This window comes from Blastococcus sp. SYSU DS0669, from assembly GCF_054050895.1.
Genome location: NZ_JBJHAE010000001.1, coordinates 157,992 through 182,527 on the forward strand (window position 1 = coordinate 157,992; position 24,536 = coordinate 182,527).

The 24,536-nt window shown below is 73.1% G+C and carries 25 protein-coding genes and 2 pseudogenes; 13 read left to right on the top strand and 14 right to left on the bottom strand.

Translation table 11 applies throughout. The features are described from left to right. Window positions 1-4 precede the first annotated feature (4 nt). Both ACI792_RS00710 and ACI792_RS00715 read left to right on the top strand, forming a co-directional pair. Entirely contained in the window at window positions 5-1,951 is a 1,947-nt protein-coding gene (locus ACI792_RS00710) for a fumarate reductase/succinate dehydrogenase flavoprotein subunit (RefSeq protein WP_456600876.1), read from the top strand. Then, entirely contained in the window at window positions 1,948-2,772 is an 825-nt protein-coding gene (locus ACI792_RS00715) for a succinate dehydrogenase/fumarate reductase iron-sulfur subunit (protein WP_456600877.1), read from the top strand. The genes ACI792_RS00710 and ACI792_RS00715 overlap by 4 nt, the downstream gene beginning before the upstream one ends. Before the next feature lie 130 nt (window positions 2,773-2,902). Here the strand turns inward: ACI792_RS00715 and ACI792_RS00720 are convergent, their stop codons facing one another. From ACI792_RS00720 to ACI792_RS00740, 5 genes are all read right to left on the bottom strand, one after another. Continuing rightward, on the bottom strand, window positions 2,903-3,808 hold the full coding sequence (locus tag ACI792_RS00720; RefSeq protein ID WP_456600878.1) for a DUF1028 domain-containing protein: 906 nt from the start codon (window positions 3,806-3,808) through the stop codon (window positions 2,903-2,905). 46 nt (window positions 3,809-3,854) lie between these two features. Continuing rightward, window positions 3,855-4,844: an LLM class flavin-dependent oxidoreductase gene (locus tag ACI792_RS00725; RefSeq protein ID WP_456600879.1), complete on the bottom strand. Its 990-nt coding sequence runs from the start codon at window positions 4,842-4,844 to the stop codon at window positions 3,855-3,857. Between the two features lie 84 nt (window positions 4,845-4,928). Further along, window positions 4,929-5,546, bottom strand: coding sequence for a hypothetical protein (locus tag ACI792_RS00730; RefSeq protein WP_456600880.1), 618 nt, complete (start codon window positions 5,544-5,546; stop codon window positions 4,929-4,931). Window positions 5,547-5,633: 87 nt separating this feature from the next. Further along, the gene (locus tag ACI792_RS00735) at window positions 5,634-5,975 is read right to left on the bottom strand and encodes a PspC domain-containing protein (RefSeq protein WP_456600881.1); all 342 of its coding nucleotides are present in this window, start codon (window positions 5,973-5,975) and stop codon (window positions 5,634-5,636) included. Window positions 5,976-6,074: 99 nt separating this feature from the next. Then, the gene (locus tag ACI792_RS00740; RefSeq protein WP_456600882.1) at window positions 6,075-6,527 is read right to left on the bottom strand and encodes a nuclear transport factor 2 family protein; all 453 of its coding nucleotides are present in this window, start codon (window positions 6,525-6,527) and stop codon (window positions 6,075-6,077) included. A gap of 148 nt (window positions 6,528-6,675) precedes the next feature. Here ACI792_RS00740 and ACI792_RS00745 point away from each other — a divergent pair, with 148 nt between their 5' ends. The 6 genes from ACI792_RS00745 (at window position 6,676) to ACI792_RS00770 (ending at window position 10,953) form a co-directional block, all read left to right on the top strand. Next, a complete protein-coding gene (locus ACI792_RS00745) occupies window positions 6,676-7,215 on the top strand; it encodes a dihydrofolate reductase family protein (protein WP_456600883.1) in 540 nt (179 codons plus the stop codon). Window positions 7,216-7,286: 71 nt separating this feature from the next. Beyond that, window positions 7,287-7,517 (top strand): hypothetical protein, encoded by a 231-nt coding sequence (locus ACI792_RS00750; protein ID WP_456600884.1) that lies wholly within the window; start codon window positions 7,287-7,289, stop codon window positions 7,515-7,517. A 132-nt stretch (window positions 7,518-7,649) separates the two neighbouring features. Next, on the top strand, window positions 7,650-7,979 hold the full coding sequence (locus tag ACI792_RS00755) for a hypothetical protein (RefSeq protein ID WP_456600885.1): 330 nt from the start codon (window positions 7,650-7,652) through the stop codon (window positions 7,977-7,979). Window positions 7,980-8,095: 116 nt separating this feature from the next. Next, a complete protein-coding gene (locus ACI792_RS00760) occupies window positions 8,096-9,280 on the top strand; it encodes an NAD(P)/FAD-dependent oxidoreductase (RefSeq protein ID WP_456600886.1) in 1,185 nt (394 codons plus the stop codon). Between the two features lie 114 nt (window positions 9,281-9,394). After that, a complete protein-coding gene (locus ACI792_RS00765) occupies window positions 9,395-9,802 on the top strand; it encodes a YciI family protein (RefSeq protein ID WP_456600887.1) in 408 nt (135 codons plus the stop codon). Beyond that, a complete protein-coding gene (locus ACI792_RS00770) occupies window positions 9,799-10,953 on the top strand; it encodes an RNA polymerase sigma factor (RefSeq protein WP_456600888.1) in 1,155 nt (384 codons plus the stop codon). Before ACI792_RS00765 ends, ACI792_RS00770 begins: the two co-directional genes overlap by 4 nt. 4 nt (window positions 10,954-10,957) lie before the next feature. Here ACI792_RS00770 and ACI792_RS00775 read toward each other — a convergent pair whose 3' ends face one another. Further along, complete coding sequence (locus tag ACI792_RS00775) at window positions 10,958-11,155, bottom strand: hypothetical protein (RefSeq protein WP_456600889.1); 198 nt, start codon at window positions 11,153-11,155, stop codon at window positions 10,958-10,960. A gap of 417 nt (window positions 11,156-11,572) precedes the next feature. On the opposite strand from ACI792_RS00775, the gene ACI792_RS00780 reads away from it, so the two are divergent. Then, window positions 11,573-12,634 (top strand): hypothetical protein, encoded by a 1,062-nt coding sequence (locus tag ACI792_RS00780; protein WP_456600890.1) that lies wholly within the window; start codon window positions 11,573-11,575, stop codon window positions 12,632-12,634. 146 nt (window positions 12,635-12,780) lie between these two features. Here the strand turns inward: ACI792_RS00780 and ychF are convergent, their stop codons facing one another. Next, complete coding sequence (gene ychF / locus ACI792_RS00785; RefSeq protein WP_456600891.1) at window positions 12,781-13,854, bottom strand: redox-regulated ATPase YchF; 1,074 nt, start codon at window positions 13,852-13,854, stop codon at window positions 12,781-12,783. Between the two features lie 58 nt (window positions 13,855-13,912). Then, window positions 13,913-14,413, bottom strand: coding sequence for a hypothetical protein (locus ACI792_RS00790; protein WP_456600892.1), 501 nt, complete (start codon window positions 14,411-14,413; stop codon window positions 13,913-13,915). A 127-nt stretch (window positions 14,414-14,540) separates the two neighbouring features. Between ACI792_RS00790 and ACI792_RS00795 the strand changes: the two genes are divergently transcribed. The 4 genes from ACI792_RS00795 (at window position 14,541) to ACI792_RS00810 (ending at window position 19,414) form a co-directional block, all read left to right on the top strand. Continuing rightward, window positions 14,541-16,835: an MMPL family transporter gene (locus ACI792_RS00795; protein ID WP_456600893.1), complete on the top strand. Its 2,295-nt coding sequence runs from the start codon at window positions 14,541-14,543 to the stop codon at window positions 16,833-16,835. After that, the gene (locus tag ACI792_RS00800; protein ID WP_456600894.1) at window positions 16,832-17,581 is read left to right on the top strand and encodes an LmeA family phospholipid-binding protein; all 750 of its coding nucleotides are present in this window, start codon (window positions 16,832-16,834) and stop codon (window positions 17,579-17,581) included. The genes ACI792_RS00795 and ACI792_RS00800 overlap by 4 nt, the downstream gene beginning before the upstream one ends. A gap of 85 nt (window positions 17,582-17,666) precedes the next feature. Continuing rightward, window positions 17,667-18,077: a hypothetical protein gene (locus tag ACI792_RS00805; protein ID WP_456580845.1), complete on the top strand. Its 411-nt coding sequence runs from the start codon at window positions 17,667-17,669 to the stop codon at window positions 18,075-18,077. A gap of 26 nt (window positions 18,078-18,103) precedes the next feature. Further along, window positions 18,104-19,414: a sensor domain-containing phosphodiesterase gene (locus ACI792_RS00810; RefSeq protein WP_456600895.1), complete on the top strand. Its 1,311-nt coding sequence runs from the start codon at window positions 18,104-18,106 to the stop codon at window positions 19,412-19,414. A gap of 178 nt (window positions 19,415-19,592) precedes the next feature. On the opposite strand, the pseudogene ACI792_RS00815 reads toward ACI792_RS00810, so the two are convergent. From ACI792_RS00815 to ACI792_RS00840, 6 genes and pseudogenes are all read right to left on the bottom strand, one after another. Further along, a pseudogene (locus ACI792_RS00815) lies at window positions 19,593-19,691 on the bottom strand (hypothetical protein); the annotation flags it as partial. A gap of 95 nt (window positions 19,692-19,786) precedes the next feature. Next, a pseudogene (locus ACI792_RS00820) lies at window positions 19,787-20,677 on the bottom strand (DUF222 domain-containing protein); the annotation flags it as partial. A 96-nt stretch (window positions 20,678-20,773) separates the two neighbouring features. Further along, on the bottom strand, window positions 20,774-21,406 hold the full coding sequence (locus tag ACI792_RS00825; protein WP_456600896.1) for a response regulator: 633 nt from the start codon (window positions 21,404-21,406) through the stop codon (window positions 20,774-20,776). Beyond that, window positions 21,403-22,647, bottom strand: a complete 1,245-nt coding sequence (locus tag ACI792_RS00830; protein WP_456600897.1) for a sensor histidine kinase — start codon at window positions 22,645-22,647, stop codon at window positions 21,403-21,405. The genes ACI792_RS00825 and ACI792_RS00830 overlap by 4 nt, the downstream gene beginning before the upstream one ends. Continuing rightward, entirely contained in the window at window positions 22,644-23,477 is an 834-nt protein-coding gene (locus ACI792_RS00835) for an ABC transporter permease (RefSeq protein WP_456600898.1), read from the bottom strand. The genes ACI792_RS00830 and ACI792_RS00835 overlap by 4 nt, the downstream gene beginning before the upstream one ends. Continuing rightward, window positions 23,474-24,388, bottom strand: coding sequence for an ABC transporter ATP-binding protein (locus ACI792_RS00840; protein WP_456600899.1), 915 nt, complete (start codon window positions 24,386-24,388; stop codon window positions 23,474-23,476). The genes ACI792_RS00835 and ACI792_RS00840 overlap by 4 nt, the downstream gene beginning before the upstream one ends. Between the last annotated feature and the right edge of the window lie 148 nt (window positions 24,389-24,536).

The window sequence follows — 24,536 nt, forward strand, 5'->3', positions numbered from 1 at the left end:
CCAGATGCCTCTCGAGCTGTTCACCGTCGGCGAGCCCATCGCCGACACCAAGGCCCCCACCGACGTCCCGATCGGCGAGCGCTGGAGCGAGCGCAAGTTCCGCGGCCGCCTGGTCAACCCCGCCAACCGCCGCAAGATGACGATCATCGTCGTCGGCACCGGCCTGGCCGGTGGCTCCGCCGCCGCCACCCTGGGCGAGGCCGGCTACAAGGTGAAGTCGTTCTGGTACCAGGACAGCCCGCGCCGCGCGCACAGCGTCGCCGCGCAGGGCGGTATCAACGCCGCCAAGAACTACCGCAACGACGGCGACAGCGTGCACCGGCTGTTCTACGACACGGTCAAGGGCGGTGACTTCCGCTCGCGCGAGAACAACGTGCACCGCCTCGCCGAGGTCAGCGTCAACATCATCGACCAGTGCGTCGCCCAGGGCGTGCCCTTCGCCCGCGAGTACGGCGGCCTGCTCGACAACCGCTCCTTCGGTGGCACCCAGGTCTCGCGCACCTTCTACGCCCGCGGCCAGACGGGCCAGCAGCTGCTCTACGGCGCCTACCAGGCGCTGGAGCGGCAGATCGCGGCCGGCACCGTCGAGCAGAACGCGCGCACCGAGATGCTCGACCTGATCGTGGTCGACGGGCGCGCCCGCGGCATCGTCGCCCGCGACCTGGTCAGCGGCGAGATCAGCACGCACTTCGCCGACGCGGTCGTCATCGCCAGCGGTGGCTACGGCAACGTCTTCTACCTCTCCACCAACGCCAAGGGCTCCAACACCACGGCGATCTGGCGGGCGCACAAGCGGGGCGCGTACTTCGCCAACCCCTGCTACACGCAGATCCACCCGACCTGCATCCCGGTCAAGGGCGACTACCAGTCCAAGCTGACCCTGATGTCGGAGTCGCTGCGCAACGACGGCCGCGTGTGGGTGCCCAAGGAGCGCGGCGACGACCGCGACCCGCGGGACATCCCCGAGTCCGACCGCGACTACTACCTCGAGCGCCTCTACCCCTCCTTCGGCAACCTGGTGCCCCGCGACATCGCCTCGCGCCAGGCCAAGAACGTCTGCGACGAGGGCCGCGGAGTCGGCCCCGGCGGTCTGGGCGTGTACCTGGACTTCGCCGAGGCGATCGAGCGGCTGGGTCGCCCGGCGGTCGAGGCCAAGTACGGGAACCTGTTCGACATGTACGCCCAGATCACGGGCGAGGACCCCTACGCGGTCCCCATGCGGATCTACCCCGCCGTCCACTACACGATGGGCGGCCTGTGGGTCGACTACGACCTCCAGTCGACGATCCCCGGCATGTTCGTGATCGGTGAGGCCAACTTCTCCGACCACGGGGCCAACCGGCTCGGTGCCTCCGCGTTGATGCAGGGCCTGGCCGACGGCTACTTCGTGCTCCCGTCGACGATCAGCAGCTACCTCGCCGACGGCCCGTTCGAGAAGGTCGACGAGAGCCACCCGGCCGTCGTCGAGGCGCTCACCGGCGTGCAGGAGCAGGTGCAGAAGCTGCTCAGCATCAACGGCAACCGCACCCCCGCGTCCTTCCACCGCGAGGTCGGCCAGCTCATGTGGGACCTCTGCGGCATGGAGCGCACGGACGAGGGCCTGCGCAAGGCCATCGACCGCATCCAGGAGATCCGCCAGGAGTTCTGGACCAACCTGAAGGTCACCGGCGACTGGCACTCCTTCAACCAGACGCTGGAGCACGCCGGCCGGGTCGCCGACTTCATCGAGCTCGCCGAGCTCATGTGCATCGACGCCTTGCACCGCCGCGAGAGCTGCGGCGGCCACTTCCGCGCGGAGAGCCAGACCCCGGAGGGCGAGGCGCTGCGCGACGACGAGAACTTCGCCTACGTGGCGGCCTGGGAGTGGACGCCGGAGGGCCAGCCCCCGGTGCTGCACCGGGAAGCCCTCGAGTACGAGTACGTCCACCTCGCCCAGCGGAGCTACAAGTGACAGCCACACACGAAGGCGCGATGCGCTCCAGCGTCGGCAACCCCGGGGCGGAGAAGAAGCGCGGGATGAACCTGACGCTGCGCATCTGGCGTCAGCAGGGACCGACGGTCAAGGGCAAGATGGTGACCTACAAGATCACCGACATCTCCCCCGACATGTCGTTCCTCGAGATGCTCGACGTGCTCAACGAGCAGCTGATCCTGCAGGGCGACGACCCGGTCGCGTTCGACCACGACTGCCGCGAGGGCATCTGCGGCATGTGCGGCGTGATGATCAACGGCCAGGCGCACGGCCCGCAGCAGACGACGACGTGCCAGCTGCACATGCGTTCCTTCGCCGATGGCGACACGATCGACATCGAGCCGTGGCGGGCCACCGCGTTCCCGATCATCAAGGACCTCGCCGTCGACCGGCGGGCGTTCGACCGGATCATCCAGGCCGGCGGCTACATCAGCGTGCCGACCGGGACGGCCCCGGAGGCGCACGCGACGCCGGTGCCCAAGGCCGACTCGGACGCGGCGTTCGACGCCGCGACCTGCATCGGCTGCGGCGCCTGCGTGGCCGCCTGCCCGAACGCCTCCTCGATGCTGTTCACCGCCGCGAAGGTGACGCACCTCGGGCTGCTCCCCCAGGGCCAGCCGGAGCGCAACGACCGGGTGGTCAACATGGTGGCGCAGCAGGACCGCGAGGGCTTCGGCGGCTGCACCAACATCGGCGAGTGCTCCGCCTCCTGCCCCAAGGGCATCTCGATGGAGACGATCTCCCGGCTCAACCACGACCTGCTCGGCGCCCTCCGCGCCGGCGCGCGGCCGAAGAGCTGACAGCAGGACCACCGGCCGGCGGGCGGGCACCCACTCCGGGTGCCCGCCCGCCGCATCTCCCGGGTCTCCGCGGGCTGCCGCACCGCCCCCGTGCTGCCCACCCAGGCCGGCGAGGTCCCCGTGCCGCGGGTCAGCTGGGGGGCACGGGCGGGATGATCCGGTCGACGACGTCGGCCGGCATGAGCCCGGCCTTGCCGAATCGGCTGGCCGCCTCGATGAACTGAGGTGCCGAGGCGGCGAGGTCGACGAGCATCGCGCGGGCGTCGTCCTCGCGACCGGCGAGCGCCGCGACCACGGCCCGCCACATCAGCTGGTCGGGCTCGCTGACCGGGTCCATCGGCCGCAGCAGCTCCAGCTCCCGGTCGGCGGTGACCGGGTCGCCGTCGATGGCCTGCTGGAAGGCGCGGACGACGTCCTGGTAGCGGGCGCGGGTGACGGTGAGCTCGGCGAGGACGCCGAGCGGGTCCGGGGAGTCGTCTACCCGCAGGTCGACCACCATGTCGTGCCAGGGCCGGCCGGTCGTGGTGGCGCGGACGACCATGATCGCGGCCGACCGGCGTCCCCGGAAGTCGCCCCCGGCCTCCTCCCCCGCCACGAGCGCGTTGAGCAGCCGCTGCGCGAGGGGGCCGATGGAGCCCTCGAAACGCTCGACCATCGCCTCCCACACCGCCGGCGAGCTGGCCATGTTGGCCAGCGCCACGGAGGTGTCGCCGACGAGGTGGCCGGCGGCGTCGACGCAGTTCGCGCCGGTGTACACGGCGAAGTCGCCGGCGAGGCCGAGGACGGCGACCTGCCGGCGCTCGGGCTGCGGGTCGACGCTGCTGAGCGCCGTCAGCACCTCCTGCGCGGTGAAGCCCCCGCGGAGCAGGTCCAGGCCGACGGCGCCGTACATGGGCTCGGCCATCGACTGCGTCGCGATGACGCCGTGCCCGGGGAGGGCGAAGGGGACGCTGTTCCCGACCGCGAAGGCCTGGGACTGCGTGGCGACGCCCATCTCCCCTGTCTCCGGGTCACGGGCCACGATCGAGTACGTCACCGCCGCCGCCTACCCGTCGCTCCCGGGGGCCCGAAACACGCCTGCATCACAGTGCGTGGGCCGCCATGGCCCCGGCCAGCAGCTCCACCGACCGCAGCCGCCCCTCGAGGGAGCCCGACTGGTGGGCGACGATCAGCTCGTCGGCGTCGGCGAGCTCGGCGAACCCCTCGATGTGCTCGCGCACCTCGGCCGGGGTGCCGACGGCGGTGTGGGTGAGCATCGTCTCCACGTGCTGGCCGGCCCCCTGGGCGAGGAGCTGGTCGGCCTGCTCGTCGGTGAGCGCGCGGCCCCGGCCGAACAGGCCGATGGCCAGGTTCCGGCGGACCGCCTGCAGCTGCTCCTGCGCGGCCGCGGTGCTGTCGGCCGCGACGACGTTGACGCCGGCGATCACGTGGGGCTCGGCGAGCTGCTCGGAGGGCTTGAACTCCCGCCGGTAGGCCGCGACGGCGGGCTCGAGCATGGCCGGCGCGAAGTGCGAGGCGAAGGCGTAGGGCAGCCCGAGCGCGGCCGCGAGCGTGGCGCCGAACATCGAGGAGCCCAGGACGTACAGCGGCACCCGCGAGCCCTTGCCCGGGATGGCGTCGACTCCGGGCACCCGGCTCTCGCCGGCGAGGTAGGCCTGCAGCTCGAGGACGTCTTGCGGGAACGTGTCGGCCGAGCGCGGATCGCGGCGCAGGGCGTACATGGTGTTCTGGTCGCTGCCGGGGGCACGGCCCAGGCCCAGGTCGATGCGGCCGGGGTACATCGCGTCGAGCGTGCCGAACTGCTCGGCGATCGTCAGCGGCGAGTGGTTGGGCAGCATGACGCCGCCGGCCCCGAGCCGGATGGTGCGGGTGTGCGCGCCGACGTGGGAGATCAGCACGCTGGTGGCCGACGAGGCGATCGAGGGCATGTTGTGGTGCTCGGCGTACCAGACGCGCGCGTAGCCGTGCTCCTCCGCGCGCTGGGCGAGCGCGACGCTCGCGGCGATGGCGCTGCTCGCGGTCTCCCCGCGTGGGATGGGGGCCAGGTCGAGGACGGACAGGGTGATGCTCATGAGTGGTGCGGGCCTTTCACGTCGGTTGCACCCGGCAACGCCGTCGGCCCGCCGCACCTTCCCCCGCTGCGCCGCCCGCTGCGGTCAGCGGCTCTGCAAGGCGTCCAGGGCCACCGCCATCGCCGCCGCCACCCGGAAGTCCACGCGTGGGTCGGGGACGGTGACCGTGTAGTGGTCGCGCAGCCCGATCCGCTTCTCGCTGCTCAGCACGACCGCACCGGTGCGGCTGTCGGTGAAGTCGAAGTGGAACAGGAAGGGCACCGGGATGTTGTTGAGGAACGGGATGAAGTTCCACACCCGGCGCAGCACCGCGATGAACTGGTTGCGCTCCTGGCCGACCGCCTCGAGGCCGGGCGCGGAGAGGTGCCAGGTCGAGCGCAGCAGGCTGGCCCCGAAGTCCTTCCTGAAGTAGCCGATGGGCTGGCCGTACTCGTCGACGACGTCGTGCTCGGCGCCGACGTCGAGGCGCTGGCGGGCCCTGAAGGAGAAAACCCGCCGGCTCCTGGACTCATCGGCGAAGAAGACGACCTCCTCGCGGAGCTTCATCCGCTTCTGCTCGGCGAGCGCGAGGAGGTGCCCTTCGCTGCCGTCGGGCGCGGCCGCCCGGACCTCGTAGCGGTTGACCATCATCGTGACCCGCTGCCGGATGAAGAAGCGCGGGACGACCATCGGGGCGGGCTGGTGTCCGGAAGGAACGGTCACTCGGTGCTCCGTCGCTGCTCGAGGGGTGTGGGCGCCATCCTGGCGGATCGGCGCCGGTCACGGGAGCCGGCGCCGACCCTCGCGTCGTCAGCGCGGGGACTCCTCGCGCCGCCCGGTGAGCGCGTGGTGCAGCCGCTGGACCAGTCGCTCCAGAGGGCTGGGCGTCTCGTCGCTGCGGGCCGGGCCCGACGGCATGAGCACCCACAGCAGCAGGTAGACCAGGATGCCGGCGCCCCCGGCGACGGTGAGGCCCACGAAGCCCACCCGCCAGAGGACGGCGTCGATGCCGGTGTAGTCGGCCAGGCCGCCGCACACGCCACCGGCCATCTTGTCGGTGCTGCTGCGCCGGAGCTCCGGCCGCGACGGGGGCGGCTGCCGGTCCGTGGCGGGGATGTCCGCGGGGGGAGGGAGGGGGGCTGAGTTCGTCATGCCACGAGCGTGCCGCCCGCGCCGCCCGGCGGACATCCGGTGACACCCGGAACCACCCCTGGTTCCGCGCTCAGGGTCGCCCTGGTGGGATCCCCGGCCTCAGCGCAGCGGCAGCGGGGTCGTGTCGCCGTCCTCCCTCGGTCCGAGGATCCAGCGCTCCTCGAGGGCGATGGGGACGTCGTTGATGCTGGCCTCCCGCCGGCGCATGAGGCCGTCCTCGGCGAACTCCCAGTTCTCGTTGCCGTACGAGCGCCAGGTGCCGCCCTCGGCGTCCTGCCACTCGTACTGGAACCGCACCGCGATGCGGTCGTCGCTGAACGCCCACAGCTCCTTGCGGAGCGCGTAGTCCAGCTCGCGCTGCCACTTGCGGGTCAGGAACTGCACGACCTCGTCACGGCCGTGCAGGAACTCGGCGCGGTTCCGCCACACCGTGTCCTCGGTGTAGGCCTGCGCCACCCGCTCGGGGTCGCGGGTGTTCCACGCGTCCTCCGCGGCGCGGACCTTCTGCCGGGCGGTCTCCAGGGTGAACGGCGGGAACGGGGGGCGGGGCACGTGGTACCTCCTCGGCGCAGCGGTGGCCGCCGGCCGGCCACCGGGTGCCAGCCTGCCGGTCGGAGCCGGGAACGCGCACGCCGGCCGATGAGATCGGCGGACCTGCCCCGTCTAGGTTCTCGTCGACCGCATCACCGAAGGAGATCCCGTGGGACGCATCGCCGCTGCTCTGTTCACCACCGTCGACGGCTCGGCCGAGCGCCCCGACCTGTGGCACGGCCCCTACTTCGACGAGGCGATGGGGCAGGCGATGGACCGGCACCTGGGCCGCTGCGAGGCCTACCTCATGGGCCGCGTGCTGCACGACCAGTGGGCGCAGTACTGGCCGGGCAACGACAGCGACGAGTTCGCCGAGTTCATCAACCCCGTCCAGAAGTACGTGCTGTCGACGACGCTGGAGGGCTCCCACTGGGCCGGGACGACGGTTCTGCGCAGCCTCGACGATGTGCGGGCGCTCAAGGACCGCACCGACGGCACCATCGGCATGTCGGGGAGCCTCACCACCGTGCGGTCGCTGCTGGCCGCCGGCCTGCTCGACGAGTTGGTGCTGCTCGTCGACCCGGTGGTCGTCTCGGGCGAGCGGCGCTGGACCGACGAGCTGGGCCGCACGCCGCTGGAGCTGGTGTCCTCCGAGGCGCTGCCGACCGGGGTGCTGCACGTGGTCTACCGGCCCGCCGCGGAGGGCTGAGACGCCGCGTCGCCGTCCGGAGTTCGGGAGGGCGTCACCCGCCGGACATCTGGGGTGCCCACCCTGGCGCCATGACGGCGAGCCTTTTCGTGATCGGCATCCGGGTCGGGTGGATCGGGCGTGATGTCGACGCTGCCGGTCGCGGGGGTGCCGACGACGTCGTCCACGCCGTGGCCAAGCCCGTGGTCGACGGGCTGGAGGCGTCGCTCTGCGGTCAACTCGTGCGCGCGACCGCCGCGCAGGACTGGCCGGCGCAGCACGACGCCGCCCGCTGCGAGGAGTGCGCCCGCCTCGCCGGCTGACCCGCCGGCATCCGCCGCGGCGGTCGGCGGGCACCGGCGGCCCACCGGTCCACACGGCCCGCCACGGCCGCGCGCGGTCCGGCGCGCTCCTGACGCCACCGCGCGGCGCGCCGCTCCCCTAATCTCCGCCGCGTGCTCGACCCCCGCGAACGCTCCCGAAGTGCCCGCGCCGACCGGTGGCGGTCGCCGGTGCTCGCCCTGGCGGCCCTCGCGGTCGCGTTCTGGGCGGCGTCCTACAGCTGGATGCTCGGGCTGACCCCGCCCACCCGGTGGCTCAGCGCCACGGCGTCACCGTGGCTGGTGATGGAGGTCGCGGCGGTGGGGACCGGTGCCGTCGCACTCCTGGCGGGCCTGCTGCTGGCACGAGCCGGCGACGGCAGCCGGCGGGTCGGGATCCGCGCGGCCTGGTTGGGCGGCTTCGCGCTGGTCGCGACCACGGCGAGCCTCGCCGCCCCTCTGTGACGACCCCGATCCACCGGGCGTCCGCGGTGCGGAACCCGCTCGAAGTGGGCAGGCTCGCCCCCGTGGCCGAGCTGCGGCGGTGACCGGGAGTCCGCAGCGCGAGGGCGGGAGCGGACGTGGAGCACACCGAGGTACTCATCGTGGGCGGCGGCAACGCCGGCATCTCGCTGGCGGCGCGGTTGCTCCGCGACGGGGTGGAGGACGTCACCCTCGTGGCGCCGTCCCCGGTGCACCGGTACAAGCCGCTGCTGAACTACGTGGCCGCCGGCGAGGCGGAGATGGCCGACCTCGAGCGCCCGATGGCCGACGTCGTGCCCGACGGGTGCACCTGGATCCGCGACGCCGTCGACGCCGTGGACCCCGCCGTCATGACGGTGCGCACCCGCGGTGGGCGGACCCTGCACTGCTCCACCCTCGTGCTCTGCCCGGGCCTGGTCGAGGACTGGGACGCCACGCCGGGGTTGCAGCAGGCCTACGCCGAGGGGTGGGCCGCGTCGTCCTACGTGCCCGGCAGCACGCCGGTGGTCTGGCCGGGCGTGACGTCGCTGCGCTCGGGCTCGGTCGTCTTCACCGTGCCGCCGGAGCCGGCGTCGTGCGCGCCGACCGCGCTCAAGCCGCTGCTGATGGCGTGCGACCACTGGCGGCGCTCCGGGGTGCTCGGTGACCTGCAGATCCGCCTCGTGCTGCCGGCGGCGACCGGGACGGGTGTCCCGGAGGCGGACCGGCGCCTGGAGGAGGCGTTCGCCGGCTACGGCGTCGAGGTGCTGCGCGAATCCCGGCTCGAGCGGGTGGACGGCGACCTGCACTCGGTGACGGTCACCTCCCCCGGCGGCCGGCGGGTGCTGGAGGACGTCGCGTTCGCGCACGCCGTCCCGCACTACCGGGCACCGCGCTGGATCGCCGACGCAGGCCTCGCCGTCGACCCCTCCCCCGGCCTGGTCGACGTCGACCCGGAGACGATGCAGCACCGCCGCCACGACTCGATCTGGGGTCTCGGCGACGCCGCCGACCTCGTCACCCGCCCGTCGGGGGGCGCGCTGCGCAAGCAGGTGAAGGTGTTGAGCAGCAACCTGTCGGCCGTCGCGAACGGCAAGCCGATGCAGCGGTACGACGGCTACACGGTCATGCCGATCACCGTGAGCCGCCGGAAGCTGATGCTCAACGAGGTCGACCGCGACAACCGGTCGCAGCCGTCGGTGCCCTTCCTCGACCCGTTCGTGCCGCGCCGCTGGCAGTGGCTCTTCGACCGCTACGGGCTGCCGCAGGTCTACTGGCACCAGATCCTCCGCGGCCGGGTCTGACGCCGTATGGAGATTTTCACGACCGGGCCCGGGGGGCATGTCGAGAAACTCCAGGCGGTTCCGTCCCAGGGTGCGAACGGCCACGATGGGCTGTACCTCACCAGGGAGAACACCATGGCCAAGTACCTGCTGCTCAAGCACTACCGCGGCGCGCCGGCGGCGGTGAACGACGTCCCGATGGAGAAGTGGACGCCGGAGGAGATCTCGGCGCACATGCAGTACATGCAGGACTTCGCGACGCGACTGGAGCGCACCGGCGAGTTCGTCGACGGGCAGGCGCTCGCGCCCGAGGGCATCTGGGTCCGCTCGGACGGCGAGGGGCGGCCGCCGGTCACCGACGGCCCGTTCGCGGAGACCAAGGATCTGATCGCCGGCTGGATGGTGATCGACGTCGACAGCCACGAACGGGCGGTCGAGCTGGCCGGCGAGCTGTCCGCGGCCCCCGGCGCTGGTGGCGAGCCGATCCACGAGTGGCTGGAGCTGCGTCCCTTCCTGACGGCGCCGCCCACCATCACGGAGTGACCGCACCGGTGGACGAGGCCCTCCTCCGGGCGATCGTCCCCACCGTGATCGGGACCCTCGGCCGCCGCGGAGCAGACTTCGCGGCGGCCGAGGACGCCGTCCAGGAAGCCCTTGTCGAAGCCGTGCGGGTGTGGCCGGACGACCCACCGCGCGACCCGCAGGGCTGGCTGGTCACGGTGGCCTGGCACAAGTTCCTCGACGCCACGCGAGCCGAGACCGCCCGGCAGCGGCGCGAGGAGCGGGTGGGCGCGGAGCCGGAGCCCGGCGCGGCGGAGGCCCGGGACGATTCGCTGCGGCTCTACTTCCTGTGCGCCCACCCGTCGCTGACCCCGGCGTCCGCGGTCGCGCTGACGCTGCGCGCCGTCGGCGGGCTGACCACGCGGCAGATCGCCCAGGCCTACCTCGTGCCGGAGGCGACCATGGCGCAGCGCATCAGCCGGGCCAAGCGGACGGTCTCGGGCGTCCGCTTCGACCGCCCCGGCGACATCGCCACCGTGCTGCGGGTGCTCTACCTGGTCTTCAACGAGGGCTACTCGGGCGACGTCGACCTCGCCGCGGAGGCGATCCGCCTCACCCGGCAGCTGGCGGCCGTCAGCGACCACCCGGAGGTGTCGGGGTTGCTCGCGCTCATGCTGCTGCACCACGCGCGGCGCCGGGCGCGGACCCGCCCCGACGGCGGCCTCGTGCCGCTGGCCGAGCAGGACCGCGCCGCGTGGGACACCCGGCTGATCGCCGAGGGGGTCGACGTGCTCCAGGCCGCGCTGGCACGCGACCGGCTGGGCGAGTTCCAGGCGCAGGCCGCGATCGCCGCGCTGCACGCCGACGCGCGCAGCACCGAGGAGACCGACTGGGTGCAGATCGTCGAGTGGTACGACGAGCTGGTGCGGCTGACCGGCAGCCCGATCGCCCGCCTCAACCGGGCCGTCGCGGTCGGGGAGGCCGACGGCGCGCGGGCCGGGCTGGCCGCGCTGGCCGACCTCGACCCCTCGCTCCCCCGCTACACCGCCGTCGCCGCGTACCTGCACGAGAAGGACGGCGACCTCGCCACCGCGGCGCGGCTCTACGCCGAGGCCGCCCGGTCGGCCCCGGACCTGCGGGAGCGCGACCACCTCACGCGGCAGGCGGCCCGGCTCAACGCGCTCCTCGGCTGAGCGCCTAGCGCTGCTGTCGCCGGGCGATGAGGACGAGGCCACCCACCAGGATCACGAGCGGCGCCCAGCCCGGCAGGCCGAAGGGCCCGACGACCAGCTGGATCACGAAGATCGCCAGCTGGAAGGCGACGATGAAACCCACCAGGAGCACGATGCCGAAGAGCAGCGGCCGCTCCGCCTGCAGCTGTCGCAGGTAGTCCATCAGGTCTCCTCCGTCGTGGGTTCCAGCTGCCGCCCCGGCATGGCCGGCCAGAGGAGACATCGTCACCAGAACGCCGGTGCTGTAGCTCCTGTTCCGCCCTACCCCGCCGTCCGGGTGCGAGGTAGGACGTCGAAGCGGCAGTCCACCACGTCGCCGTCGGCCATGACGTGGTCCTCCCCCTCCATGCGCACCCAGCCGCGGGACCGTTCCGGGCGGACCGAGGACGAGGGTCAACGGCGGCCGGATCGACGACCTCACCGGCCGACCTCCCTCGGGCAGGAGACGTGGAGACAGCAGGCGACCTTCGCTTGCCGCTCCGGCGCTGCCGGTACTAGAACGTGCGCCATGCGGGGTGGCACGTGGTGGAGGGCCTACAGGCGCGAATACCACCGCACATGGAGGGGGCGTCTCGGCTGCATGCTGCTGCTGCTGCCGGTCCTGTGGCTGTCGATCCTCCTGGTGCGCGTTCCTGCGGGAAGTGCGCTGACCGTGCCCGCTCTGTTCCTGGACCGCGTGATCGTGGTGAGCTCCGTGGTGGTGCTGCCGGCCACGGTCCTCCTGCTGCTGGTACTCCCGCTGCCGGGCGCGCGTGCAGCGGCTGTCGTCGGCGGGGCTGTGTCCGCCATCGTCGGGCTGCCGACCTTGCTCGCGGCGATCGACCCACCTCGAGAGCCGCTGCCGACCGCACTCGCAGTCGCATCGGTCATCTGCGGTGCAGCACTCGTGTCGATCCTGCTGTTCAGATCCTTCAAGGGCCGACGATGGCGTCTGTCGCTCCTGGCTCCACTGGCTCTGCTGCCCGCTCTGTTGCCGGCTGTCCAGTTCTGGCAGGCGACCTCTTACACGCCTTCTCAGCTGATCACGTCGGTGACGCCCGAAGTCCGCGTCGTGGTGCAGAGGCTCGACCCCGAGGAGCGTCTCGGAACCGTCGAGGTCACTCTCGACAACAGTGGGGATGTCCGAGCGTCCCTGTTCACGTCACAAGTGGTCTTCTGCTTCTCCGCGGAGAACGACTGGAGGAAGTTCCACGAGCTCACCATGGCGCAATTACGCGCTGACGAGGACTGCGCCTACGCCCAGGTGGTCAGCCGGAATGCTGACCTGGACGCACAGACGACGCAGACCTATTCCATACCGTGGCGAGCTCCGGCCTCCAAGTCGTTCGCCATCGTGTGGATGATCTCCGAATACGTGCGGGAAGACCGGATGCGCTTGGTCGAGGAGGCGCTCGAGCGGGACAGCGCGCCGGGATGCCTCGGGAACGTGACCGTCTTCCGCCTACAACCCGACACGCGGTTCAAGGGCGTCGTCCAGCCCACGCGACTCCTGACCTTCGACCGCGAGGAGTTCTATCTCAGCTACGAGGGGGCTCCTCTGTGCGCGACGGAGACGAACCAGGAACTGCGCACGGAACTGGGTGTCCGGAGGATCTCCGTCTACAGGGGTGACTGGCTCACCGATCCCCCCGGGCAGGACTGACGGGGCGACCACCGTGGTCTGCCCGGTCCGGGTATGCCGCTGGACCTCGGACACGAGGAGGCCGGTGGAGGGCGACCGAGGCTCTTCCACGCCTCGGCCCCGACCGCTGGCGTCGACGAGCGACTGAGCCGGGGCATCGTGTCCCATCAGACGTTGAAGCGGAACTCCACGACGTCGCCGTCGGCCATGACGTAGTCCTTGCCCTCCATGCGCACCCAGCCCTTGGACTTGGCCTCGGCCATGGACCCCGCCTCGACCAGCTGGTCGTAGCTGACGATCTCGGCCTTGATGAAGCCGCGCTGGAAGTCGGTGTGGATGACGCCGGCGGCCTGCGGGGCGGTGGCGCCGACCGGGATCGTCCAGGCGCGGGCCTCCTTCGGCCCGGCCGTCAGGTACGTCTGCAGCCCGAGGGTGCGGAACCCGACCTTGGCGAGCTGGTCGAGCCCGGGCTCGTTCTGCCCGATCGACTCCAGCAGCTCGGCGGCCTCCTCGGCGGGCAGCTCGATCAGCTCCGACTCGGTCTGCGCGTCGAGGAAGATGGCCTCGGCCGGGGCGACCAGCGCGCGCAGCTCGTCGAGCACCTCGGCGTTGCCCAGCTCGTCGGCGTCGACGTTGAAGACGTAGAGGAACGGCTTGGTCGTCAGCAGCGTCAGCTCGCGCAGCGGCTCGGGGTCGACCCCGGCGGAGAAGAGCGTCTTGCCGCTGTCCAGCACCTCCTGCGCGGCGACGGCGGCGTCGTGCAGGGCCTTGCGGTCCTTGTCCTTGCGCGACTCCTTCTCCAGCCGCGGGATCGCCTTCTCCAGCGTCTGCATGTCGGCCAGCACGAGCTCGGTGTTGATCGTCTCGATGTCGTCAGCCGGGCTGACCTTGCCCTCGACGTGCACGACGTCGGGGTCGGTGAAGACGCGGATGACCTGGCAGATCGCGTCGCTCTCGCGGATGTTGGCGAGGAACTTGTTGCCCAGGCCCTGGCCCTCGCTGGCGCCGCGCACGATGCCGGCGATGTCGACGAACGAGACCGTCGCCGGGATGATCTTCTGCGAGCCGAAGATCTCCGCGAGCTTCTCCAGCCGCGGGTCAGGCACCCCCACCACGCCGACGTTCGGCTCGATCGTCGCGAACGGGTAGTTCGCCGCGAGGACGTCGTTCTTGGTCAGGGCGTTGAAGAGCGTCGACTTGCCGACGTTGGGCAGGCCGACGATCCCGATGGTGAGACTCACGGGGCACCAGCCTACGGCGCCCGGGGCCCGGACCCCTGACCGCCGCGGGCGGCGCCGGTCAGTCGGTCGTGTCGGGGCTCCCGGGTGCGGCCGAGCCGGTCGGCGGTGCCACGCCCGTCGGCACGGCGACGGACGGGCCGTCCGGGACGCCGGCGCCCACCTCGCAGGTGTCGATGCTGTTCTGCAGCTGTCGCTGCAGGGGCTGCAGCCGGCGGACGATCTCGTCGAGCCGGGCGGCGTTGAACTCGGCGATCGCCTCGCCCAGCTCGTCGACGAGCTGGGCGATGTCCTCGGCGGCGTTGACCGCCTGCAGGCAGTCGTCGTCCACCGTCAGCTGCCCCGTCGCCCCGCTCTCCTCGCCGAGATCGGCGCCCGGCAGGGCGGCGTCCGGGTTCGTCGGCACCGGGGCCGCCACGAGCACGCTGCCCTGGCTCAGCAAACCGGCGATGACCACTCCGACGACGAGGCCGCCCAGGAAGGCGCCTGTCCGCCCCCACCACCGCAGCACTCGCCGCCACCCCTCCTGGGGCACCGGTGACCTCGTGCCGGTCTCGGCCATGGTGGGACCTCCGCTCGCCGGGCAGGCGCGTCCGCCCCCGGTTACCCTCCGCCTGCGGTGCCAACCGGGGATCGGCCAGGGGTGGAGGCCAGGTGCACGGTCGGATGACGTCTCCCCCACCGCCGGCATGACGACCGGCGGTCGGCAGCCCGCGCGCGGGGGGGGACCGTTTCGCCTGCTCGCGGCCGCCTACCGCGCCACCGTCGTCAAGGCCCGCTGGTTCGTCGTGCTGGCCTGGATCCTGATCACCGTGTGGGTCTCGATGTCCCTGCCCACGGCGAGCGGCGGTGGCGGCGGCATCGGCTCGCTGGTTCCCTCCGACAGCCCCGTCGTCCAGGCGCAGGAGCGCAGCCTGCAGCTGTTCCGGCTCCCCGTGCTGTCCGACACCTCGGTCGTGGTGCACGACCCGGGCGGCCTCAGCGTGCTGACCCGCGCCGACGTGGCGCTGTGGGCGCTGTCGTTCACCCAGAACTACCTGGACGGCACGGTGCCCGAGGGCCGCGGGAACATCGCCGCCGCCGTCCCGATCCCGACCGGCACCTCCGACACCGCCGTCACCTACCTCTACGTCACGCCGTTCACGTCCCTGGCGCAGACGGCCGCGCTCGCCCGCCAGTACGCCGCGCACTTCGAGAACCAGCCCGGCGTGCAGACCTACGTGACCGGCGTCGTCCCGGCACAGATCCAGCAGGTGTCCTACCTGCAGTCCCGGATCCACGTGTTCGAGGTCGCCACGCTCGTCCTCATCGCCGTCGTCGTGGGGCTGGTCTTCCGGTCGCTCGTCGCGCCCTTCGTGGTGCTCTTCACCGCCGGGCTCGGCTACCTGGTCGCCATCCGCAGCCTGGGGGTGCTGGCGGCGGCGTTCGGGTTCTCCCTGCCCGACCAGGTCCAGCCGCTGATCGCGGCCCTGCTCATCGGCGTGATCACCGACTACTGCGTGCTGTTCTTCTCCGGGCTGCGCCGCGAGCTCGACCGGGGCCTGCCACGCCTCGAGGCGGCCCGCGCCGCCGTCGCCGTCGAAGGCCCGATCATCGCCGTCGCCGGCATCACGGTCGCGGCGGGGACGGCCGCGCTGCTGGCCGCCGACTACGAGCTCTTCCGCGCCTTCGGTCCCGCGCTGTCGCTGACCGTGGTCATCGGGGTCCTCGTCTCGCTCACGCTCGTGCCGGCGATGCTCGCGATCCTCGGGCGGTGGCTCTTCCTGCCCGCCGCCGCGCGCCCCCGTCGGGAGCCCTCCACCCGGGGTGCCGGCCCGCTGGTCCGGATCGTCGTCAGCCGCCGGGGCGCGGCGGTCGCCGCCGCGCTCGGGACCGCCGTCCTCGTCGTGGCCGCGCTCCCCCTGACCTCGCTGCGCCTGGACCTGTCGTTCACCGGCGGGCTGCCCAGCGACGACCCCGTCAGCCGCGGCGCCGCCGTGCTCGAGGAGGCCGGCGTCCGGGGCGTCGTGGCGCCCACCGAGATCATCCTGGAGCGTCCGGGGATCGCCGACGACCGCGCCGCGCTCGAATCGGTGCAGCGCGCGCTCACCGCCCAGCCGGGCGTGGCCACGGTGCTCGGGCCGGCCCAGAACCCGCTCCCGGACAACTACGGGGTCGTGTTCTCCCAGGACGGCGACGCCGCACGATTCGTCGTCGTCCTGGACAGCGACCCGCTGGCCGCCGGGGCCATCGCCGACCTGCGGCGGCTGGAGGACCGGCTGGCGCCCCTGCTGGCCGACGCCGGCCTCGGGGACGCCGACGTGCTGGTCACCGGCCAGACCGCGATCGCCGCCGAGCTGGCCCAGATCACGCGGGACAACCTCCGGTACACGCTGCTGGCGGCCCTGGCCGTGGAACTGCTCGTGCTGGTCTTCTACCTGCGGGCGCTGGTGGCCCCCATCGCTCTGCTCTTCACCAGCGCCCTGAGCGTCGGCGCGGCCATGGGCCTGACCGTGCTCGTGTTCCAGGGGTGGCTCGACGACCCGGGGCTGACCTTCTACGTCCCGTTCGCCACCGCGGTCCTGCTGCTGGCGCTCGGCTCGGACTACAACGTCTTCGCGGTGGGCTCCATCTGGGACGCCGCGAACCGGTTGCCGCTGAGCAAGGCGATCGCCTTCGCCATGCCGGCCACCGCGCGCGCGATCAGCGCCGCCGGCGTGATCCTCGCGACGACGTTCGCGATGGTGGCGATCATCCCCCTCGACACCTTCCGGCAGGTCGCCTTCACCATGAGCGTCGGCCTGCTGATCGACACCTTCCTCGTCCGCCCGGTGCTCACCCCCGCGCTGCTCACTCTCCTGGGCCGGTGGTCCAGCTGGCCCAGCCGCCGCATCCGGACCGAGGCGGTCTCCCGCGAGGAGCTGCGCGACACCGCCGAGACCGCGGCCCGCTCCCCCACCGGCCGGCGGGTCGGCGAGCCGACCCTGGAGACCGCCGGGCGATGAGCACCGCGACGCAGAGGTGGACGGTGCGGCGGCCGCGCCGGTCGACGCTCCTCCTGGCCGGGAGCGTGGCCATCGGCGTCCTCCTCGTGCTGTGGGGGGCCGACCGGCTGGCCCGCTGGGCTGCGGAGGGGCTCCTGGCGCGCAACGTCCAGCTGACCACCGGCGTCCTGGAGCGGCCGGAGGTCGAGGTGCACGGCGCCTTCTTCCTGCCCCAGTTGATCGCCGGGCGGTACGAGCGCGTCGAGATCGTCGTCGAGGACCTGCGCGCCGGCCCGCTGCGCATCGAGCGCGTGCAGGCGGAGCTGTCCGGCGTCCACGTCCCGTTCCACGACCTGCTCACGCAGGACATCGACACCGTCTACCTCGAGCGGACCCGCGAGGTGGCGACGCTGACCTACGAGGACCTCAACACCTACCTGGAGGCCACCGGCCGCTCCCTGCGTCTCGACGGCGCACCCGACGGTGAGCTGCGGCTGACCGGGTCGGTCGAGGTGCTCGGGCGCCGGCTCTCCGCCTCGGCGCGGGCGGTGATCGAGCCGGAGGGCGGGGACCTCGCCGTGCAACCCACCCAGATCGACACCGCCACGTTCCTGGACGACGCGAGCAGGGCGCTGCTCCGGCAGCGGTTCACCGTCACCATCCCCATGGACCCGCTGCCGTTCGGGCAGGAGCTGACCGGCGTCGCGACCGGCGAGGCGCGCGTCACCGTCGAGGCCGGCGGATCCGGCGTCCTCGTGACCCCTTGATGTCGGTTTGGTGACCCATATCACAGTCCCGTGACGATCGGTCCGAGCGGGCGCGGCGCCGAAGTGGCCGACCTAGCCTCGGATCATGGCCACCTCATACACGCGCAGGCTCTCCCGCGGGGCACTCGCCGCGGGTGCCGTGCTGCTGTTCCCTCTCGCCGCATGCTCGGGCACCGAGCCGAACACCGGCACGTCCGTCCTCGAGGACACCGGCGCCGTCGCCTCGTCGGCGAGTTCGGCGGCGGGCGCCGTGGGCAATGCCGTCGACTGCTCCGGGACCTCGTGCTCCGTGACCCTCGGCGCGGACGCCGAGTCGGTCGACGTCCTCGGCACCACGGTGTCCTTCGGCGGGGTCCAGGACGGCGAGGCGACCTTCAGCGTGGGCGACCGGGAGGTCACCTGCACCGAGGGCCAGACCGTCGAAGCCGGACCCCTGTCGATGGAGTGCACCACGGTCTCCACCGACAGCGTGACCTTCACCGCCTCCCTCGGCTGACCCCGCGGGCGCCTCCACCCTTCCGGGTGAGGCGCCCGCTCCAGCAGCCGGCCGCACCGGCCGACGACGGGGGTGTGGGCAAGAACCGCACGGACACCGAGCAGCAGATCGCCGACCTGCTACGGACGGCCAAGAAGTCGCTGCGGCTCTCCGTGGCGTTCCTGTCACGGCTGGACGGCACCACCCAGCACCTGGAGGTGGTCGAGTCGTCGGTGCCCTTCCTGTTCCAGGAGGGCGCCACCCAGGTCCAGGAGACGACGCTGTGCCAGGCGATCCTGGACCGCAAGCTCCCCGCGGTGATCCCCGACCTCAAGGACTTCCCCGAGGCGATGAGGCTGCCGGCCGCGCGCATGCCACGGATCCGCAGCTACGTCTCGGTGCCGGTGACGCTGTCCGACGGCACCCTCTACGGCACCTTCTGCGCTGCCGGGCTGACCTCCGACAAGGACCTCACCAAGCGCGACAAGGCGCTCATGGACGTCCTCGCGTCCGCCGCCTCGGTGATCATCGAGCCGCAGGTCAAGGAGGAGCACCGGCGCACGGAGATCGAGCGACGGCTCCACCCGCTGGTGGCCGCGGGTGGGCCGGTCGTCGCGCTGCAGCCGATCGTCGACCTCGCCACCGGGGCGCGGGTGGGCGCGGAGGCCCTGAGCCGTTTCCCCGGCGAGTGGCAGAAGGCCCCCGACGTCGTGTTCGAGGAGGCGCACAGCGTCGGCCTGGGTGACGAACTGGAGCTCCTCGCCCTGCGCCGCGCCGCCGACCACCTGCACGGCAGCGAGGGCTACGTCGCGATGAACGTCTCCCCCGGCACGCTCCTGACGCCGGGGTGCGCCGCACTCCTCGGGGAGCAGCCCCTGGACCGCATCCTGCTGGAGCTCTCCGAGCACGACCCGGTCGAGGACTACGACGCCCTCGCCGCGATGCTCGCCCCGTTCCGGGCGGCCGGCCTGCGCCTGGCGATCGACGACGTCGGCGCCGGGTTCTCCTCGCTCCGGCACATCGTCGTCACCTCGCCCGACGTCATCAAGATCGACCGCAGCATCGTCAGCGGCCTGGACACCGACCCCGTGCGCACCGTGCTGGTGCGCTCGCTGGTCGACTTCGCCCGGGGGCTGCACGCCGGCGTCGTGGCCGAGGGCGTCGAGACGGCGGCGGAGGCGGACGTGCTGCGGTCGCTCGGGGTCGACTACGGCCAGGGCTGGCACTTCGGGCGCCCGGCCGTGCCAGAGCCGCAGCCACCGGACGGCGGTCGGCCGGACGGCGGCGACCCGGCGCGGGCAGGCGGCGTTCCGCGACCCCGGTCGGAGCACCCTCAGGTGGCGGCCGACCGCGTCTGACCGCTCCCCCCGTCCGTGATCGTTCGGGTTCTGCGGTGATGCGGGGCAGGATCAGGGTCTCGGTGCCGTCGGGCCGGTAGGTGCGCCATCGGCCGTCGGGTTGTCGTTCGACGCGGAACCCGTGGTGGATCTTGGTGTGGTGCCGTTCGCAGAGCAGGGCTGAGTTCTCCAGCGAGGTGTCCCCGCCGTCGGCCCAGTGCACGATGTGGTGGACGTCGCACCAGTGGGCGGGGGCATGGCAGCCTGCGAACGAAAGGACCCCTCCGCCCCCCGCCACTCGCAAGCTCGCGGCGGGCCCCTGCGAAGGGGCCGAACGCGGCCGACGTCGAGGGGCTGGCCCTCGGGGCCCAGCACGATGCGGGTGACGGTGCCGTCGCAGGCCAGCCAGCGGGCCCGGGCCGCGGAGATCGTGGCGCCGAAGCCGAGGGTGGCCGCGCCGGGGCCGGCGTCCGGGTCGATGAGGTCCTCCAGGTCCACCCGAACGACCACCTGGGGTTTGTGGGTGCGCAGCACCGGCAGGGCGCCCGCGGCCAGGGCGTTGTCGGCGAGCTGCACGAACGCGTCGCCCTGCTGCTGGGCCCGGGTCCGGGTGTCCCCGGCGGGCCGGTCGGCCTGCACCACCGACTCCAGCGCGGCCTGCACCTTCTCCCCGCCCACGGCGTCCAGTTCGCCGCGGAAGGAGACCGACCCGTCGGCGTGCTTGACGAAGGTCAGCGACCGGCCCTCGGTGGGATCGGGTTCGGGCCCGTCGGGGTCCAGCCGGGCCAGGTAGTGGGCCACCACCTGCCGCAGCTCGGCGTGCGGCCGGCTCGCGGCCACCTCGGCCAGCGCGGCATCGACCCCGGCGAGGTCGACGTCCTGGGCCGCGGCGGCGGCCAGGTTCCCCGGGGTGGCCACCGCGGCGATCACCACCACCGCCTCGGCGGTGATCGCCCCCGCGGCGGAGGCCGCGGCCACCGCCGGCAGCTCCGGCAGCGCCCGGCCCGAGCGCACCAGCCGCGACGCCGCGCCGGCCGAGAGCAGCGCGTGCCCGCGCAGCCAGGAGGCCATCGAGACCTTCCCGTCGTGCTCGGCGGCCTGGGTGACCTCGCACTCCCGCACCCGGCGGGCCACCTGCGCGGCCAGCCGGTTGGACGCGGTGAGCAGCGCACCCAGCTGCTCGATCAGCTGCGGGCCGAACGCGCCGTCGAGCCGTTCGGCGGCCAGGTCGTCCAGCGCGGCGCCCAGCCGGGCCACCGCGCCCTCCGCACCTGTCGAACACATGTACGAATGCTACCGCGAGTCACTGGCGCCCGCGACCCGAAAGTGCAGGTCAAGGGCTTGTCCACAGACTTCGCGACGGCCTTGACGACGGTCCGCTCACCGCCCCGGTGACGGCAGCAGGCCGCGCTCGACGGCCACCAGCACCGCCCTCGTCCGGTCGTCCACGCCGAGCTTCGCGAACACGCGCAGCAGGTGGGTCTTCACCGTCGCCTCGCCGATGAACAGCTCACGGCCGATCTCGGCGTTGGTCAGCCCGCGCGCCACCCCGCGCAGGACCTCGAGCTCCCGCGCGGTGGGCGCCTCGGCCGCCGGTGCCCGCATCCGCGACACCAGTCGCGCCGCGACCGGCGGCGCCAGCACCGTCTCGCCCCGGGCGGCCGCGCGGACGGCGTCCGCGAGCTGGGGCAGCGGGACGTCCTTGAGCAGGTAGCCCGTCGCGCCCGCCTCCACCGCCCGCACGATGTCGGCGTCGGTGTCGTAGGTGGTCAGCACGAGCACGCGGACGCCGGGGTGCGACGCGGCCAGCCTCTCCGTCGCCGTGGCGCCGTCCATCCGCGGCATGCGCAGGTCCATGAGGACGACGTCCGGCGTCGACCCCGCCACCACGGCGAGCGCCTCCAGACCGTCGCCCGCCTCCCCCACCACCGACAGGTCGTCCTGCGCGTCCAGCCACCCGACCAGGCCTCCGCGGACCACGGGGTGGTCGTCCACCACGACGACGCGGATCACGAGCCCGGCACCCGAACGGTCACGCGGGTGCCGGCACCCGGCGAGGACTCGACGTCCACCTCGCCGCCGACGGAGGCGACCCGCCCGCGCAACCCGTCCAGCCCCGACCCCCGGGCGTGCGCGGGGTCGAAGCCCACGCCGTCGTCCTCCACGTGCACCGACACGTGGCGAGCGCCCCCCTCCCCCACGGCGAAGATCCGGATCGCCACCCTCGTGGCGTCGGCGTGCCGGCGCACGTTGGTCAGGGCCTCCTGCGCGCCCCGCAGCAGCACGACCTCCTCGTCGCGGCGCAGCGCGACGCCGCCGTCCAGCGCCGCGGTGTCCACCCGCACCGCCAGCCCGGTCTCCCGGCCGAACCGCTCGGCCAGCCGCTCCAGCGCCTCGACCAGCGTCGAGCCCTCGAGCGCGACCGGCGCGAAGGCGGCCACCACGGCCCGCGCCTCCTGCAGGTTGTCGCGCGCCACCTCCTCGATGAGGGCGAGCCGGTCCCGCACGGCCTCGGCGCCCTCCGGCAACTGCGCCGCAGCGGTCTGCGCGAGGACGACGATGCTCGTGTAGCCCTGCGCGAGGGTGTCGTGGACCTCGCGGGCCAGGCGCTCCCGCTCGGCCAGCACCCCGCGTTCGCGCTCGGCGGTGGCCAGCTCGGCCCGGGTGCGCTCCAGTGCGCGGATCAGCAGGGCGCGCTGCCGGCTCTGCTCGAGCACCTGGAAGATCCAGAACCCCATCGCGAGGCTGAACGTCAGGCCGACCAGCGTCTGGGCGGGGCCGGACAGCGGCTCGTCGCCGCGGGTCCACGACACGAAGGGCCCCACCGTGCTCGCGGTGGCGAGCGCGAGGGTCCAGAGCACGCCGCGGGCGACGGTCTCGGAGAGGAACCACACCTGCGCGTAGCCGAGGAAGAGCAGGAAAAGCAGCGAGGGCTCGAACCAGGCCAGGACGCCGAAGACCAGCACCAACACCGCGAGGTAGGCGTTCGCGCGGCGCTGGTCGCGGGTGACCAGCGCCGGGGCGCCGAGCAGGGTGTAGGCCACGGCCAGCACACCCAGCGAGAAGAGCAGCACCGCCTTCGGCGCCTCGAACGGCGAGAGCGCGATCGTCACCACGGCGATCGTCACGAGCAGCGCGAAGACCGCGTGCAGGCCGAGGACGGTGAGCCGCCAGCCGCGCTCGGACAGCGGCGGGCCGCCGTCGTCCTCCTCGTCGGGAGGGACGACGGCGGCCCGGGTCGGGCGGTCGGTCACCCGTCGACCCGGCGCCAGCGGAACGTGCGCACGCACACCACGGCACCGATGATCACCCACGCGACCAGCACCAGGGCGATCCGGCCGTGCTCCCAGCTGCCCGCCGCCTCGGCGGCCGCCGCCTGCTCGGGGAGGAACGCCGAGCGCATGCCCTGGGTCATCCACTTGAGCGGGAAGAGCGCGGCCACCTGCTGCATCCAGCCGGGCAGCTCCCCGAAGGCGAAGAAGACGCCGGAGAAGAACTGCAGCACGATCGCGAACGCCGAGACGCTCGTGGTCACCGACTGCGCGCTGCCTCGCAGCGCCGACACCGCGATGCCCAGCACCGTGCCGGCCAGGGCACCGAGCACCGCGACCCAGGCGAAGGTCAGCCAGTGGGCCAGGTCGACCGGCATCGGCACGTCGTAGCCGTACCGGGCCACCGGCAGCAGCAGCGCGAGCTGCGCGGCCGTGGTGACCAGCACCTGCCCGGCCTTGCCGGCGAAGTAGGCCACCGGGGGCGCGCCCAGCAGCTGCAGCCGCTCCAGCTGGCCGGTCTCCCGCTCGGCGGCGATGCCGGTGCCGACCGCCTGGAAGCTGGTCAGCATGATGCCGGTGGCCGCGATGCCGGCCAGGAAGTACTGCGGGAAGGGCACGTTCCCGGGCAGCACGTCGCCGCCGAGCACCGCCCCGAAGATCACCATCATGACGACCGGGTAGGCGAACGAGAACACCACCTGCTGGCGTTCGCGGAAGAACAGCCGCAGCTCCAGCCCGACCCGCGCCCGGGCGATCGACAGCGCGGACGGCGGGGCGGGGCGGGTGGTCGGCGGGGTCAGGACGGCGGTCATGCCGGGTCTCCTCCGGAGCTCGCGGGGGCGGCGCCGACGAGCTGGAGGTAGACGTCCTCCAGGCCGGGCCGGGTGACGGTGAGACCGGGGACCTCGCCCCGGGTCGTGGTGGCCAGCAGGTCGCGCAGGACGTCGGCCGGGCGCTCGGTGACCACCCGCCGGCGGGTCCCCGCCTCGAGCCAGCTGACGGTGGCGCTCCGGCGCAGCTCGGCGCCCAGCTCCGCCGGAGGGGCGACGTCCACGAGCCGTCCCTCGGCGATCACGCCCACCCGGTCGGCGAGTTCGGCCGCCTCGTCCAGGTAGTGCGTGGTGAGCAGCACCGTGGTGCCGTCGGCCCGCAGGCCGCGGACGAGCCCCCAGAACTGCCGTCGCGCGACCGGGTCCATGCCGGTCGTCGGTTCGTCGAGGAAGACGAGCTCCGGCCGACCCTGCACCCCGAGGGCCACGGCGAGCCGCCGCCGCTGCCCGCCGGAGAGCGCCGCTACCCGGGTGCCGGCCTTCACCTCGAGCCCGGTGGCGGCGAGCAGTTCGTCGGTCGGGCGGGGCCGGGCGTGGTACCGCGCGAAGTGGTCGAGCGCCTCGCGCACCGACAGCGCCTGGCCCGCCGGCTCCCCCTGGCTGACGACGCCCATGCGCGCCCGCCACTCCCGGCGCCCGGTGGCGGGGTCCTCGCCCAGCACCCGGACGTCGCCGGCGTCGCGGCGGCGAACCCCCTCGAGGATCTCGATCGTCGTCGTCTTCCCGGCACCGTTGGGCCCCAGGAGGGCGAAGCACTCCCCCCGCTGCACGTCGAGGTCAAGCCCGTCGAGCACCGCCCGACCGTCGTACCGCTTGGCCAGACCGCGCACGGTCACGGCCGGCTCCACGACGCCGGTCCCCAGCGGGAGCGGCGCCACCTCCGTCGTCGTCATGGGCACAGGCTCCTGCCGCACCCCTCCCGCCGGGACCCCCGATGCGCTGGTCGGTCGTCCACCGACCGGTGGACGAGCGGAGGCGGGGAGCCCACCCGAGACCGGGTGCTGGACCGGATCCCGGCGCTCATCACGGCGACGTCCGAAA

Excerpts from the sequence above, each read along its gene's own strand:
- ACI792_RS00750 (WP_456600884.1), top strand. The coding sequence starts at position 7,287 with ATGACGGCGAGCCTTTTCGTGATCGGCATCCGGGTCGGGTGGATCGGG.
- ACI792_RS00795 (WP_456600893.1), top strand. The coding sequence starts at position 14,541 with ATGACGACCGGCGGTCGGCAGCCCGCGCGCGGGGGGGGACCGTTTCGC.
- ACI792_RS00790 (WP_456600892.1), bottom strand. The coding sequence starts at position 14,413 with ATGGCCGAGACCGGCACGAGGTCACCGGTGCCCCAGGAGGGGTGGCGG.
- ACI792_RS00805 (WP_456580845.1), top strand. The coding sequence starts at position 17,667 with ATGGCCACCTCATACACGCGCAGGCTCTCCCGCGGGGCACTCGCCGCG.
- ACI792_RS00710 (WP_456600876.1), top strand. The coding sequence starts at position 5 with ATGCCTCTCGAGCTGTTCACCGTCGGCGAGCCCATCGCCGACACCAAG.
- ACI792_RS00800 (WP_456600894.1), top strand. The coding sequence starts at position 16,832 with ATGAGCACCGCGACGCAGAGGTGGACGGTGCGGCGGCCGCGCCGGTCG.
- ACI792_RS00735 (WP_456600881.1), bottom strand. The coding sequence starts at position 5,975 with ATGACGAACTCAGCCCCCCTCCCTCCCCCCGCGGACATCCCCGCCACG.
- ACI792_RS00775 (WP_456600889.1), bottom strand. The coding sequence starts at position 11,155 with ATGGACTACCTGCGACAGCTGCAGGCGGAGCGGCCGCTGCTCTTCGGC.
- ACI792_RS00835 (WP_456600898.1), bottom strand. The coding sequence starts at position 23,477 with ATGACCGCCGTCCTGACCCCGCCGACCACCCGCCCCGCCCCGCCGTCC.
- ACI792_RS00780 (WP_456600890.1), top strand. The coding sequence starts at position 11,573 with ATGCTGCTGCTGCTGCCGGTCCTGTGGCTGTCGATCCTCCTGGTGCGC.
- ACI792_RS00840 (WP_456600899.1), bottom strand. The coding sequence starts at position 24,388 with ATGACGACGACGGAGGTGGCGCCGCTCCCGCTGGGGACCGGCGTCGTG.
- ACI792_RS00765 (WP_456600887.1), top strand. The coding sequence starts at position 9,395 with ATGGCCAAGTACCTGCTGCTCAAGCACTACCGCGGCGCGCCGGCGGCG.
- ACI792_RS00725 (WP_456600879.1), bottom strand. The coding sequence starts at position 4,844 with ATGAGCATCACCCTGTCCGTCCTCGACCTGGCCCCCATCCCACGCGGG.